This window comes from Nostoc sp., from assembly GCF_036918015.1.
Classification (GTDB): domain Bacteria; phylum Cyanobacteriota; class Cyanobacteriia; order Cyanobacteriales; family Nostocaceae; genus Nostoc.
In genome coordinates, this window is sequence record NZ_JBALEO010000082.1 from 80,599 (window position 1) to 93,079 (window position 12,481).

Below are 12,481 nucleotides of genomic sequence, written 5' to 3' on the forward strand. Positions count from 1 at the left end.
ACCGCTATAATTACGAATTACTCTCGCGCCAGTTTCAGCAGAGTTTCAATTACCTGCTTTTGCAAAGACTCCTCCGGGACTCCAAGACCAAAGAGGTGGGCAAAGGATAGACCATTGATTGCTAGACGAATCACAGTTGCGATCGCTGGATCGAGTCCACTTGCTTCAATTTGCCGTTGGCAATCAGCAAAGTTTTCTTGAGCTGGCTTAAGTAATTCTGGATTTTCAGCAACTGCTGCTAGTAAACTGAATTGAATTGCACTAGAGTGAGCATCAAAGTTTCCATGCGATCGGATATAGGCTCTTAGCCAATGTCCTGGTGTATTCGGTGCATCATCTTGCTCCAATTCATGCTTTAGTAATACTGCCTTTTGATCAATTAGCTGTTGCAACATTCCAGCAATCAAGGCTTCTTTGTTGGGAAAATGGTAAAGTAATCCACCTTTACTAACACCTGCTTCGCGGGCAACTGCCTCCAACGTCAATGCCTTTGAACCATGAGCTACCATCACTCGCCCCGCTGCTTCTAGCAATGCATTACGGGTGACAGACGTAGATTTTGTTTTTTTGGTAGCAGTCATAGAGCTTGAATGATGGAACTAGATAAATTGTCCGGTGAACACAGTTTATCTGACAACGAGATTGTCAATATCTTCTCTCATTGCTTCATCTGTGGGGTAGCAAGGCTAGGATTAGATTTATTGAGACTGCTTGCTCTGTTTGAAAATCGGTAGGACGTAATCATCCAGTGTAAAGTTTCATCCAATAAATCTATAGCAGGTCGAACCTGCAAATTTTGAGACAGCAACGAATTGCTATAGCAACTGAAAGTAGTTTGATTAGCAAAGGGATTTGCAATGGTAAACATAATATTCTCAATCCAAGATTGATAGAGATTGGATTCAAGTATCTACTACTAGAATACCGTCTGGACGGTTTATAAATACATAGTACCGTCCAGACAGTACAGTGTCAAGTAGCCAGTTTGAGATTTTGGATAATTAATTCCTTGGAATTGACCAACTCAGGATTGCAGACTGGCGACGTTCCTTAACCAATTTACGGATTTGCTCTCCTGGCTGTTTTGTCTGTGGTAGCAACTTTCTGTAGTTAATGCTGCGATGTAAAGACTGGAACTCTGAAAAGAGAGGATACCATGAGCCGATCGCAATTTGCAGAGATCGCAAGCAGTTCTACATCGCAAATGCGTGTATATTGTGGAAGTATGGGAAAAACTGCCAAAAAGTGTAAAAACCAAATTTGCCCATACATACATCAAAACAATTGTTAAAATCCAAATAATTTTAAGTTAGAATTCCTACCCAACTCCTATGAGAGAAACTGTCCTAGAGGTTCGCAATTTACAAGTTGAATTTCCCGGTGATGGCAACATTAACAGAGCTTTGGATGGTATTTCCTTTAGCCTACATCGAGGTGAAACTCTAGGAATAGTAGGAGAATCGGGGAGTGGTAAATCGGTGACAGCCCTAGCTGTGATGGGCTTGTTGCAAACTCCCGGTATCGTTGCTGGCGGTGAAATCTGGTTTCGTCCGCAGGAGAATGGCAACACCATCGATTTGGTAAAATTGCCTCCTGAGCAAATGCAGTTACACCGGGGTGGCGATATCGCCATGATTTTTCAAGAACCGATGAGTTCGCTCAATCCGGTTTATGATATTGGGTTTCAGCTAACAGAAGCAATTGTGCGACATCAAAATGTGTCAGCAGCCCAAGCACGACAAATTGCGATCGCAGGTTTACAAGAGGTTAAACTTCTACCTAGCGATGAAGAGATCCAACAGCAATATATCGAGACTTCATCGAAACTAGAACCATCAAAGCTGTCACAGTTGGTTAAAGAACACAAAGAAGCAATGCTAAAACGCTACCCTCATGAACTTTCTGGGGGTCAGTTGCAACGGGTGATGATTGCAATGGCAATTTCTTGCAACCCATTAATCTTAATTGCCGATGAACCAACCACAGCCTTGGATGTGACGGTGCAAGCTACAATTTTGGACTTGTTGCGAGAATTACAGCAAAGCCGTGACATGGCAATGATTTTCATCACCCACGACTTGGGGCTAATTTCAGAAATTGCTGACGAAGTGGCAGTGATGTATAGAGGCAAAGTTGTCGAATCTGGTACTTCTCGGCAAATTTTTAGCAGTCCCCAGCATCCATATACTAAAGGTTTGATCGCTTGTCGCCCCACACTCAACCGCCGTCCCCAAAAATTGCTCACTGTTTCGGACTACATGAGTGCAGAAGAGACAGCAACGGGACAAGTAGTAATTCAAGCGAAAGAACCCGCACAACCCACAGAAGTTACCACCGAAGAGATTGCTGCAAGATTGGCAAACTTCAATGAATTGGAACCCCTGCTGCAAATCCGCAACCTGAAAGTTGGTTTTCCAGTGCGCGGGGTGTTTGGTGGGACAAAACGCTACAATATGGCAGTTAATGGCGTTTCTTTTGATGTCAAACCAGGGGAAACACTAGGTTTGGTGGGAGAATCTGGTTGTGGTAAAACTACCCTTGGCAGAACCTTGTTGCGATTAATTGAGCCGATGAGTGGTCAGATTATCTTTGAGAAACAAGATATTACTAGCCTCAAAGGAGAACCGTTGCAAAAACTGCGGCGGGAAATGCAAATAGTTTTCCAAAATCCTTTTAGTTCCCTCGATCCACGGATGAAGGTTGGGGACGCGGTGATGGAACCTTTGGTAATTCACGCCGTTGGGAAGACAAAGCAACAACGACGCGTGCGAGTAGTTGAACTTTTAGAACGGGTGGGGTTGAGTGCAGATGCAATTAACCGCTATCCGCATCAGTTTTCTGGTGGTCAACGCCAACGGATTTGCATAGCCCGTTCTTTGGCATTGAATCCTAAGTTTATCATCTGCGATGAATCAGTTTCAGCGCTGGATGTTTCAGTACAGGCGCAGGTATTAAATCTTCTTAAAGAGTTACAGTCAGACTTTCAGCTTACTTATATTTTTATTTCTCACGATTTAAGTGTGGTTAAGTTTATGAGCGATCGCATTTTAGTGATGAATCGCGGTCAAATTGTTGAAGAAGGCACAGCTGAAAGCATTTACCAAGAACCCAAAGAGGAATACACGCAAAAATTAATTGCTGCGATTCCTACTGGTAGTGCTGAACGCGTGCGAAGTCGGCATCTGAGGGCTTTATAGAAGCAGAATTCAGGAGTCAGGAGTCAGGAGTCAGAATGGGCTAAACCTTAGCTATCCGCTAACAGCATGAATTCTGTACGAGTGGCGGATAGCGAGTTAGCTAGCGTCTGAATAAACGGTATTTTTGCATCCGCACTAAATACGCAGGTTTAGTTATCTTGATTCTGACTCCTGAATTCTGAATTCTGAATTCTTTTTCAACAGATATTTGTGCAAACAAAGTTAATTACATCTGCAAGTCCAGACTGAGTTTTCAAATTAGTAAAAATAAAAGGTTTATCACCGCGCATTTTTTTAGCATCTCGTTCCATCACACTTAAATCTGCACCAACATAAGGCGCTAGGTCAGTTTTGTTAATCACCAACAAATCAGATTTAGTAATGCCTGGGCCACCCTTGCGGGGAATTTTATCACCAGCCGCAACATCGATGACGTAAATCGTTAAATCCACTAATTCGGGACTAAAAGTAGCAGCCAAATTATCACCGCCACTTTCCAAAAATACTAAATCCAAATCGAGAAAACGTTCCTCTAACTGTTCAATTGCCGCCAAATTCATCGAAGCATCTTCGCGGATAGCAGTGTGAGGACAACCACCAGTCTCTACACCCAAAATGCGATCGCTTGCCAACGCCTGAGAACGCACTAAAAATTGAGCATCCTCTTGAGTATAAATATCATTCGTCACTACCGCAATCTGATACTGCTCACGCAACCCCTTACACAAACCATCCACCAAAGCCGTCTTCCCCGAACCCACCGGGCCAGCAACTCCCACTCGAAATGCATTCATTTTTATTTGTCCTTTGCCATTTGTCCTTTGTTATTTGTCATTTGTCCTTTGTCACTCTCCCTTGGTAGATGGTTATTAGTTCTTAGTTTTTGACTAATGACCAATGACCAATGACCAATGACTAACTCCTAAACAACCTTGTATACTGCGTCTCATGCTGCATACTCGCTAGCGACAAACCCCAACTACAACAGGCGAGTTGATCGTCCTCTAACCCTAGAATTTCCAATGCGGCAGCACTGAGTAATGGTTGCAAATCTAGCAATAACCGTTGTCCTGCTGTTTGTCCAAGGGGAATCAGTTTCACGCCAGCAGTAATTAAATTACTTGCCCAACTATGCAGATATCCCAGTAATGCAGCTTGGATGCTAATTTGCCAATGAGCAACGGCAATACCAAAAGCGATCGCATAATTGCAAGGATTACCTATAGCATCGGCAATAGGTACAATCTGCGGTTCTAGTTTACCAAGTAATTGGATCAGCGATCGCCCCATCTGCCAACTAGAGGCGCGTAATTCTTCTGTTTCTCTAGCGGCGGATAACCACAGATTCCAACGGCATAGGGACTCAATATCAGCAATTTTGGCGGCTTGCTGCGATCGTACCATCACTGCCGCCTCTAACCGAATTGCTCCGTAGAGCAACTCTGCTTTTAACCAATCTTTGAGATGTGTGTGGTTAGCGATCGTACCATTCTCCACCAGCATTTCCAAGCCTTCAGAATAACTATATGCTCCCACAGGCAAAGCGGGGCTAGCCAGCTGCAAAATACTCAAAAGATGACTATCAGTGAGCATGATGGTGTTGTCCATAAGCTCCTAATTCTGGCTGAAACGGTAAAATTTCCTCTTTAACTTCTAACCCCAGTTGTTCCAACATCGCACGTAAAACCGAATCTGAGGACAAGCGTAAATAAGTCGGAGTAATTTCTACAGGTACATGGCGATTTCCCAGATGGTATGCTGCCCGTAATAATAAAAGTGGTGTTTGGGCAAAGGCAGTCAGCACTAATTCTGGTTTGGCAGTAATTCTGATTAAACTGCTATGGGTTTCTTCCAGCAAAATATCGCCATCGTGTAAAACAGTTCCTCTGGGTAAATGTAAAAACACAATACCATCTTCCGTTTCAAAACGATGACGGCTGCGGGTACGTTCTTCTGCTGTCAGCGCCAGAGTAAAAGTAACTGCGGCATCGTAATTAGGTGGTTTAAATTGAGTAAATGTGAGCATACAGAGTTTTGTCTGAACTTCCGCTTTTCATTATGCTTATAATTTAACTAATTATGAATTATTTTAAACTCCATAGTTAGATGCAAATGCTGATTTCAAACATGATATTAGTCATAATTTGCATAAAAAGCGCCTAATTTTTTGAGCAGCGCCTTGAATAAGATTATTTGGGCATTAATTTGAAAAGATTTATGCAAACAAAAAAAGGAGAGTAGCAATACTCTCCTAACGTAATATGAGGGAAAATTTTCAGCTTAGGAATGTGAGTTAAATAAAATAAAAAACTTCATCTTGTATCTACCTTACCTCTCCAATATATAGGAGAGGGATTGAGGGTGAGGTAAGCCAAAGACATAAATTGTCTGTTATTTAATTCTTATTCCTTAGTGATTAAAACGGGTTTGACGTTCACGCAATTCACGAGCGTGTCGTTCACGGGCTTGACGTTCACGCAATTCACGAGCGCGTCGTTCACGAGCTTGACGTTCACGCAATTCACGAGCGCGTTGTTCACGGACTTGACGTTCGTGTTGGGCTTTATTGTTATTAAAAGCTACAGTATTATTACGATTAAAATGCTCTTGCTCAGATTTAAATTCAGCAGCATTAGCATTTTGAGAAAGAGCAGCAATTGAAGCAGCTGCTAATAAGCCTCCAAGAAGAATAGATTTAAAGCGGTTCATATATCCTTTAATTTCCGTTGCATTGATTTGTATGTTCTCAATATAATTGGAATAATCAGGCACAAGCCTGTATCTAAAGTCACCTTTCAATAGTTACTTTAGTCACTAATACTAAGATTTACAGCAGAATTCATCAGGAGTCATATCATGTCCGCATAATTAGTTATGCTAACCACAGTCATTACACCCCACCCCCAACCCCTCCCCGCAGGCGGGGAGGGGAGACAAAGCATAGCTTTGGCGGGGTGGGGTTCTTCAGGTTTAATAAGTAATCTAGCAGACATGATATCAGAATTCAGTTGGGTATTTTGTACGACACTTCGGCTATGCGGTAGTTGAATCTCGACTTCGCTCGATTACCGCGCAGCGATGCACTGACTTGTGCCGAGCGGAGCCGAGGTAGCGCAGTCGAAGTGTGGAAACTCAGTGCATCGCTGGCGGATAAATAACCGGAGGTCAGCTAATAGGCAATGTAAACCAAAATGTTGCCCCTGCATCCAATGTACTGTTTACACCAATTTCGCCACCGTGAGCATGGATGATTTGCTTACACAGATACAAACCTAATCCCAAACTTACAGAATTGCCGATACTTGTACCCCGAAAGTAAAGGTCAAAAAGCCGATCGCTTTGTTGTTGACTAATTCCCACGCCGTTATCACTAACAGTACAATAAATCATGCCATCCTGACAGGTAGCATTGATTGTCAAAAGCAGTTCTGGGGGATTATGTTTGAGAGCGTTGACGATTAAGTTAGAAAAAACTCGCCATAGTTGCGTGGGATCTGCATTCACTAATGGCAAGTCTGCGGATACCAAATTTGTGAGCTTGGCTTGATTTTGTGCTAATAATGGCTCTAAATCTGCGATCGCAGCTTCGATAACTGTCAGTAATTGTACGGTTTGGCGTTGTAGAACTACACCTTGCACCTCACTGATATGAGTTTCCATCAACGAATTAATTAAGTTCAGTTGGCGATCGCTACTTTGAATCATCCGCTCTAAAATTGATCGGGAAATCGCAATATTTTCCTCTGGACGTGCCAGCAAATTCTTCAGCACCATTAAAGTACCCAGTACTGGGTTGCGTAAGTCGTGGGAAACTGCATGGAAAAATACTCGTAGTTCCTCTTCAGTTTGCTTGCGCTGGGTAATGTCTTCAATCAAACCTTCGTAGTAAAGCAGTTTTCCCTGTTCGTCACGGACTGCGTAGGCTTTTTCGCAAATCCAGACAATACTCCCATCTTGGCGATAAATTTGGGACTCGAACTCGGAAACGCTGCCGTACTTTTCCATCAGGCGCACAAATTCTGCCCGGCGGTTCGGGTCAACATACAATTGTTCAATATCAGTGAAATTTGCTGTCACCTCCTGCGCTAAGGAGTAGCCATAAATCCTCGCTAAAGCAGGATTTGCTGTAATGTAACGTCCATTGGGACTGCTTTGAAAAATCCCTTCAACAGCGTTTTCAAAAATGCTGCGATATTTAGCTTCGGCAACCTTGAGTTTTTGGTAGGCAGATTCTAGTTCTTGGCGGGCGAAAAATTCAGAACGTTGCAGGCGATCGTACAGATAAACACCGATGTCACATATCGTACAAAACCAAAAAATGTATAAAATGAACGTTACATTATATATTTCTGGATGGTCGGGGATTGGTGTTTTTAGCCCAAGTGCGGTATTCACACCAAAATAGTAAATCAGGACACTCACTTGAGTCAACAAGTGAAGAATCCAGCAGACGGGCATCAACACAGCTTGGCTCAAGAACAACAGCGACCAGCCGATGGTATCGGGTAGTGCGAAACCTCTGATGGTTGCAAACAACTGCGACGCTAAACTAATTGCCCAAGAAGACCCTAAAAATAATAAATCTGGACGATGACGACCTAATTTAGTTTTATGTAAGGCAAAGCAAATAATTATACTCGCAAGCATTGCAACATTAATTACCAAGCGCTGAGTTCTCAGTACTTCTGGTAATTGCTGCAACTCTGCAAAAGGAAAAAACAGTCCGTAAATATCTCGCAAAGTAAAAGACAACAGACAAATCAGCGCCAGCCATAACCATAAACGTAATCTCTGCCACAAAAAACGGTTACGCCAAGCTCTGTAAAAAGTAGTGATTTCATCTGTTGTTGGTGCAGAAAAGGTTTTTCTCCACCAGCTTTGCACTGTTGTAAATGGAGTAGCCATTAGCATCCGAGCAACTTTGCCCATACCTTGAGGGTGTTTCCCTTACTTAATAGACTTTTTGCAGAAGTAGGGAAAAGGGGAAGGGGTAAAGGTTTTGTATTTCACCCTTACCCTTTAACCTTTAACCTTTTCCCACAAGAGTGCAAAAAGCACTTTTGCAAGAGGTTTTATATTGCTATAAATAACACCCTCTCATTTTTTGGTGATTTATGGGCGATTTGTTGCGGATGAAGTTGCCAAAGGTAGTGTAAACCAGAAAGTTAACCCACGCTTGCGGTTACTCATAACACCGATTTCGCCGCCATGCGCCTTAATAACTTTCCGACAAAGATACATTTTTAAGCCAATGCTTGTAGAGCAACAGTCTTGAGGATCGCGGACATGGAGATCGAAAAGGCGATCGCACTCTACTTTACTCATTCCCACACCGTCATCTTGAATCTGAGTGCGAATCATTCCCCCTTCAACGGTGGCACTCAAGGTAAAATTTAATCCTGGCGGATTATTTTGCAAGCCATGTGCGATTAAATTTACCAAAACTTTCTGTAATCGAGTCCCATCTGCCATTACTAACGGCAAGTCTGCGGGAACCAAGTTCTTCAGAGTCGCTTGATTTTGTGTCAGCATGGGTTCCAACTGGGAAAATGTGCCTCCCAGTAGGGTGCTAAATTGCACAGGTTCGATTTTGATCTCAAGACCCTGTTTTTCACAGGAATTAATTTCTAGCAATGAGTTAATCATTGTTAGTTGGCGATCGTTGCCCTGAATCATCCGCTCAATGATTGAGCGAGATATTGGAATTGAAGATTGGGCACTTGGGATGGGGCATGGGGCATGGGAAAGAGGCAGAGAGGAAAGACTTGCTGTAATTGCTCCCCTGCTCCCCTGCTCCCCTGCCCCCCTGCTCCCCTGCCCCTGCCCCTGATTTAACAAATTCTTTAACACCATCAAGTTACCCATCACCGAAGTTCGTAAATCGTGGGCAACTGTGTGCAAAACAACATCTTTGACGCGATGCAATTTTTCAACTTCTTGCATTTTCTGCTCTAACTGTGCTGTCCGTTCTTGAACTTGGTATTCTAAATTAGTGTTGAGTTCTGCTAGCTTTTGGCATATCTGGCTTTGTTGAATCGCGATCGCTACCTGTTCTGACATCTGCTGTAACAAATCAATTTCTATTGGCAGCCAATGACGCGGTTCTGAGCATTGATTAGCAATTAATGCGCCAAATAATTCGTTATTTAGCATAATTGGTACAGCCAAAGTAGCCTTCGTTTGGAATTTTCGATAGTGTGCTTTTACCTTGGGAGATACTTCTATTTGGGTTATGTCTTCAACGACACGCACAAGATTATCTTTTAGTAAATTTCGTAATTCTTGTAAATAAGCTTCATCATTAATAGACCAACCTGAGACTGATGGATATTTGGGATCTACTGATTCGGCAATGGTTTTTATTCCTAAATTGGCATTATTTAAACCAATGAAAACTCGATCTGCTTGGAGAAATTGCCTAACTTCCGTCACGGTGGTTTGGAGAATTTGTTCTAAGTTCAGCGAAGATCGAATTCGCACTAGGGTTTCTGCCAACAAGCGATCGCGTTGGGCACAAAAGCGTAATTGTGCTTCTACTTGTTTGCGTTCTGTAATGTCGTGATGCACTGCTAAAATGGCAGGTATCCCATTTAAATCGATGACTTCGGCTGACAGCAGCGTTGTAATTATCTCACCAGATTTTTGCCGAAATTCAATTTCTAAGTTACGAGCAACTCCCGTACTTTGCAACTCTTGCACTAAGTTTAGGCGATCGCGATCCTGTACCCAAAGATTTAACTCAAAAGAAGTTTTACCAATTGCCTCATCTCGCCCATAACCGGAAAGATTCACAAAACTGTCGTTAACTTCGATAAAGCGTCCTTCTTGCAGCGTGCTAATGGTAATTGAATCGGGGCTGCAACTAAAAGCTTTAGCAAATTTTTGGGCAAGATTTTGTAAAGCGACTTCCCCTTGTTTGCGATCTGTGATATCTCGGACAATTGCTAGGACTTCATCTGTACCACTAACTACCAACCGCGCCTCATAATCTCTGACTCCCAAAGATGTTGGTAGTTGATATTCACAAGTTTGCAAAATTCCAGAATCTAAAGTTTTAGCGATCGCTACTTGGCTAATGGCTGCAACATCACTCGGCAATAACTCTTGCAAATTTTTTCCCACTATTTCTTCTCTCGAAAGAGTGATATTTGCGCCCTCACTTTTCAAATCTAGATACTCGCCATCGCGGCTGATGCGAAACATCAAATCGGGGATAGCATCCAAAATTGCTTTATACCGTGCCTCACTCTCTTGCAATTTTTCTTGGGCTTGTTTTCGGTCTGTAATATCCATAATCAAGCCATGCCAAAGAAAATCGCCATCTTCTTGTAATTCGGGTTGCGAAGTACCTTGAATCCATTTCAGTTTGCCACTAGGCGTAATAATCTGACCTTCCCAATGCCAAGGTGTAAGAGTATTGCGACAAACAGCAATAGATTCTGTAAAAGCTTGTATATCCTGTGGATGAATCAGTTTACATAACACCCGAAAGTCTGCCTGTACAGCTTCTGGTTCTAATTCATACAAATATTTACAACCAGAACTAATATAAGGGATAAATACAGAACCATCCTGCCGTTGCAGAATTTGGAAAATCATTCCCGGTAAATTGGCAGCAACTGTTTCCAACAGAGGGATCTTCTCTGGTAGAAAATCTGGTTTATGCGCTGATTTTACAATTTCATCCACTCTTAGACCCTTTGATATATAAGCAATTGGCATAATATTCAAGGTAATCATAGCCATTGTAAAAGTTTTTTAGCTGTCGGCGCGTAGGCGTAGCCCGTCCTAGACATCGCTAACAGCAGAAAAAGTGGCTCTACTTTCAGAGTAGTTCTGGATGCTGCGATCGCATTCACCCAATCGGGTGAACCATTTGTCAAATAGCGAATCAGTTCAGGAGTGCTGAGTCACTTTGAGGCAAAGGTTTTAATCCTTTTTTAAACACTAAGTACAGTTTTGCATAAATTCGTAGCTTTTTTAAACGCAAAGAAATGCAAAGAGAATGTAAAGATGTAGCACTGCTACCTTTCTACAAGGGCTATGGATAATAATTAATTTCTGGAAATGTCTAATAGGTGATTAATTAATAAAATTTTGTAGTAAGTTAATCGTCATTTAAATAGCGTCTCCGTGTCTTTGCGTAAGAGTATCAGCACTAGCTTGCGAACTTTCTCGCGGGCAGATCAGGATTACAAAGTTCCGTTTAACATCCATGAAGGCATTGATAGCACTATTTTAATTTGGAAACATCGTCTCAAGGCTAATGAACAACATCAAGCAATTGAAGTTATTACAAACTATGGCAATATTATTGGGATGAAATATGATGTAAAAAAAAATTGATCGTTTATTTACTACTAGAATTGTCGGCAAAGGTACAGGATTAGGATTAGCATAGATATATTGCTTCCACCCAAACTGATAATATGAATACTACCACCGTCAGTTTACCTCCTACCCTCGAATTAAATATCGACTTAACTGACGAGCAATTTTTTCAGCTTTGTCAAAATAATCGAGACTTAAAGTTTGAGCGGACAGCTTCAGGAGAATTAATTATTATGCCACCTACGGGGAGTAGTACTAGTGACCGTAATGCCGATTTAACTTATCAATTAAGAGCTTGGAGTCGTCAAAATAAGCTAGGGAAATCCTTTGACTCTTCTGGTGGTTTCAAACTTCCCAATGGTGCAGAGCGTTCTCCAGATGCTTCCTGGGTGAAAATGGAACGGTGGAATGCTTTAAGCGAAGCAGAAAAAGAAAGATTTGCTCCTTTGTGTCCTGATTTTGTGGTTGAGTTAATGTCTCCAAGTGATTCCTTAGAAAAAACGCGAGCAAAAATGAGGGAATACATCGAGAATGGCGCAAGATTAGGCTGGTTAATTAATAGAGGACAGCAACAGGTAGAAATTTATCGTCTCAATAGAGAAGTTGAGATTTTACAAAGTCCTAAAACTCTATCTGGAGAAGATGTTTTGCCAGGATTTGTTTTAGATTTAGCAGAAATTTGGTAAATAATTGCCTACCCTGAATCATTCGTAATCAAAAAGATCCCCAACAAATTTTATGAAGTCAGGGATATGTCAATACGGTTCAGATAAGGTTTTTTGATGACATGCCCTAGATCGCAAAGACGCGATAAATCGCCGTCTTTACAATAATCAGTCCTTTGTAGAGACGGCGATTTATCGCGTCTCTTGCCTGAATCAGGTAAATACCACCACTCATAAAAACTCCGTTGTGTTGACCTAATTTAAGGTTCCCGGTTTCATCGAGTAGTG

At 42.0% G+C, this 12,481-nt stretch carries 10 protein-coding genes and 1 pseudogene; 3 read left to right on the plus strand and 8 right to left on the minus strand.

Annotated features, from left to right (window positions below; all coding sequences use genetic code 11):
• Positions 1–17: 17 nt before the first annotated feature.
• Positions 18–581: a TetR/AcrR family transcriptional regulator gene (locus tag V7K61_RS23865; RefSeq protein WP_335057100.1), complete on the minus strand. Its 564-nt coding sequence runs from the start codon at positions 579–581 to the stop codon at positions 18–20.
• A 750-nt stretch (positions 582–1,331) separates the two neighbouring features.
• On the opposite strand from V7K61_RS23865, the gene V7K61_RS23870 reads away from it, so the two are divergent.
• Positions 1,332–3,197 carry an ABC transporter ATP-binding protein gene (locus V7K61_RS23870; protein ID WP_335057102.1) on the plus strand — a complete coding sequence of 622 codons (1,866 nt, stop codon included), beginning with the start codon at positions 1,332–1,334 and terminating at the stop codon, positions 3,195–3,197.
• A gap of 197 nt (positions 3,198–3,394) precedes the next feature.
• On the opposite strand, the gene ureG is transcribed toward V7K61_RS23870, so the two are convergent.
• From ureG to V7K61_RS23905, 7 genes are all read right to left on the minus strand, one after another.
• Positions 3,395–3,991, minus strand: a complete 597-nt coding sequence (gene ureG / locus V7K61_RS23875; RefSeq protein WP_335057104.1) for an urease accessory protein UreG — start codon at positions 3,989–3,991, stop codon at positions 3,395–3,397.
• A 121-nt stretch (positions 3,992–4,112) separates the two neighbouring features.
• Positions 4,113–4,805: an urease accessory protein UreF gene (locus V7K61_RS23880; protein ID WP_335057106.1), complete on the minus strand. Its 693-nt coding sequence runs from the start codon at positions 4,803–4,805 to the stop codon at positions 4,113–4,115.
• A complete protein-coding gene (ureE, locus tag V7K61_RS23885; protein ID WP_335057108.1) occupies positions 4,780–5,223 on the minus strand; it encodes an urease accessory protein UreE in 444 nt (147 codons plus the stop codon). Before ureE ends, V7K61_RS23880 begins: the two co-directional genes overlap by 26 nt.
• A gap of 383 nt (positions 5,224–5,606) precedes the next feature.
• Complete coding sequence (locus V7K61_RS23890; protein WP_335057109.1) at positions 5,607–5,906, minus strand: hypothetical protein; 300 nt, start codon at positions 5,904–5,906, stop codon at positions 5,607–5,609.
• A gap of 456 nt (positions 5,907–6,362) precedes the next feature.
• The gene (locus tag V7K61_RS23895) at positions 6,363–8,102 is read right to left on the minus strand and encodes a PAS domain-containing sensor histidine kinase (protein ID WP_335057111.1); all 1,740 of its coding nucleotides are present in this window, start codon (positions 8,100–8,102) and stop codon (positions 6,363–6,365) included.
• Between the two features lie 207 nt (positions 8,103–8,309).
• Positions 8,310–10,943: a sensor histidine kinase gene (locus V7K61_RS23900; RefSeq protein WP_335057113.1), complete on the minus strand. Its 2,634-nt coding sequence runs from the start codon at positions 10,941–10,943 to the stop codon at positions 8,310–8,312.
• Positions 10,934–11,080, minus strand: a complete 147-nt coding sequence (locus V7K61_RS23905) for a hypothetical protein (protein WP_335057115.1) — start codon at positions 11,078–11,080, stop codon at positions 10,934–10,936. Before V7K61_RS23905 ends, V7K61_RS23900 begins: the two co-directional genes overlap by 10 nt.
• Before the next feature lie 262 nt (positions 11,081–11,342).
• On the opposite strand from V7K61_RS23905, the pseudogene V7K61_RS23910 reads away from it, so the two are divergent.
• Together V7K61_RS23910 and V7K61_RS23915 are read left to right on the plus strand one after the other, a co-directional pair.
• A pseudogene (locus V7K61_RS23910) lies at positions 11,343–11,510 on the plus strand (hybrid sensor histidine kinase/response regulator); the annotation flags it as partial.
• Between the two features lie 116 nt (positions 11,511–11,626).
• Positions 11,627–12,214 carry a Uma2 family endonuclease gene (locus V7K61_RS23915; RefSeq protein ID WP_335057119.1) on the plus strand — a complete coding sequence of 196 codons (588 nt, stop codon included), beginning with the start codon at positions 11,627–11,629 and terminating at the stop codon, positions 12,212–12,214.
• The last annotated feature ends 267 nt before the right edge of the window (positions 12,215–12,481 follow it).

What these genes read in the sequence shown, in the direction of transcription:
- V7K61_RS23865 (WP_335057100.1), bottom strand. Translation starts at nt 581, where the DNA reads ATGACTGCTACCAAAAAAACAAAATCTACGTCTGTCACCCGTAATGCA.
- V7K61_RS23870 (WP_335057102.1), top strand. Translation starts at nt 1,332, where the DNA reads ATGAGAGAAACTGTCCTAGAGGTTCGCAATTTACAAGTTGAATTTCCC.
- ureG (WP_335057104.1), bottom strand. Translation starts at nt 3,991, where the DNA reads ATGAATGCATTTCGAGTGGGAGTTGCTGGCCCGGTGGGTTCGGGGAAG.
- V7K61_RS23880 (WP_335057106.1), bottom strand. Translation starts at nt 4,805, where the DNA reads ATGGACAACACCATCATGCTCACTGATAGTCATCTTTTGAGTATTTTG.
- ureE (WP_335057108.1), bottom strand. Translation starts at nt 5,223, where the DNA reads ATGCTCACATTTACTCAATTTAAACCACCTAATTACGATGCCGCAGTT.
- V7K61_RS23890 (WP_335057109.1), bottom strand. Translation starts at nt 5,906, where the DNA reads ATGAACCGCTTTAAATCTATTCTTCTTGGAGGCTTATTAGCAGCTGCT.
- V7K61_RS23895 (WP_335057111.1), bottom strand. Translation starts at nt 8,102, where the DNA reads ATGGCTACTCCATTTACAACAGTGCAAAGCTGGTGGAGAAAAACCTTT.
- V7K61_RS23900 (WP_335057113.1), bottom strand. Translation starts at nt 10,943, where the DNA reads ATGGCTATGATTACCTTGAATATTATGCCAATTGCTTATATATCAAAG.
- V7K61_RS23915 (WP_335057119.1), top strand. Translation starts at nt 11,627, where the DNA reads ATGAATACTACCACCGTCAGTTTACCTCCTACCCTCGAATTAAATATC.